Source organism: Gillisia xinjiangensis, assembly GCF_046298265.1.
Lineage (GTDB): Bacteria > Bacteroidota > Bacteroidia > Flavobacteriales > Flavobacteriaceae > Gillisia > Gillisia xinjiangensis.
The window spans coordinates 1-963 of the sequence record NZ_JBKAHK010000028.1 but is presented as its reverse complement, the minus strand read 5'-3'; the positions used below and the strand labels follow the sequence as shown (position 1 = coordinate 963).

At 61.2% G+C, this 963-nt stretch carries 2 protein-coding genes; both read right to left on the bottom strand.

The genetic code is table 11. The annotated features are described in order from the left end of the window. A partial coding sequence (locus tag ACKGJN_RS16275) for a hypothetical protein (RefSeq protein ID WP_340118416.1) occupies positions 1-709 on the bottom strand: 709 nt, incomplete at its 3' end. Beyond that, on the bottom strand, positions 706-963 hold a 258-nt coding region (locus ACKGJN_RS16270; protein WP_409540619.1), incomplete at its 5' end, for a DUF2927 domain-containing protein. The genes ACKGJN_RS16275 and ACKGJN_RS16270, both read right to left, overlap by 4 nt.

The window sequence follows — 963 nt, the reverse complement described above, 5'->3', positions numbered from 1 at the left end:
AGTATACGAAGGTGCCGATGCCAACGACGACAGGCTCTTCGTCCATGAAATCGAAGAGCAGTGTCCAGTTCGTAGGGCTCCCCTCAAGGTCCAGATGGTAATAAGCGGGAGAATGCGCCGCGGCCGACGACAAGCTCACGCCCACCAGCTTGAACGATTTCCACAGACCGAACTCGCTTTCGAAGTCCCGGAATATTTGACCTGCCCGAGCGGAGGGAAAGGTCACGTCGGCCAAGGCATCAGGACCACTTGCCGAGGAAAGTCTTTCCCATACCCGAACTGCTGCCAGAAATACACCCGGGCTGATATCATTCGTGATGACATAGCGCGGGTCGTCCTGACGCGGACAATCTCCCTCAGCAACCATCATCGACACGCTGCGGTCGCCTAGATATGGCTTGTCCGCTGGGGGCGTATGCGTCCAGTTGCCATCTTCGTGGAACAACCGGCGCATTGTGACCTGACAAACACCGAAGGGGTGGTGCAGAGGCACGGATACGAAATCATAGGTCCTGGTTTCCGGATCACCCCAGACCGAGCAGGACTTGATCGCACCAGGGGAGACCTTCTCCAACAACTCTCGAACTTCCGGCGGTGCAGTCTCGGAATCCGGAAAGTAATATCCGCAGGAATAACCCGCCACGATCTCCGCCTGCACCGGTGTTGTGGCTGCCACCAGCAGGAACGCCAAAATGATGAAGCCTCTCATCCCCCGCCCCCCTTCCGCAGGTCGCGCAGCGCCGCGCGGGCCAGCGGCTCCGCCTCGGCCCAGCCCATGCCGGGCTTCAGGCGCGGGTCGTAGAGTAGGCGCAGAATGAGGCGATCCTGCGGCGTGAGGGCGACGTACTTGCCCGCATCGCCGAACACCGACTCGGCACTCGGATCGAGATCGTGCAGGAGACCCAGCGCCTGTGTCGTCTGCTGCACCAGGCAGCCCTCGACGGTGCGGTCGCCGCGGTCGGT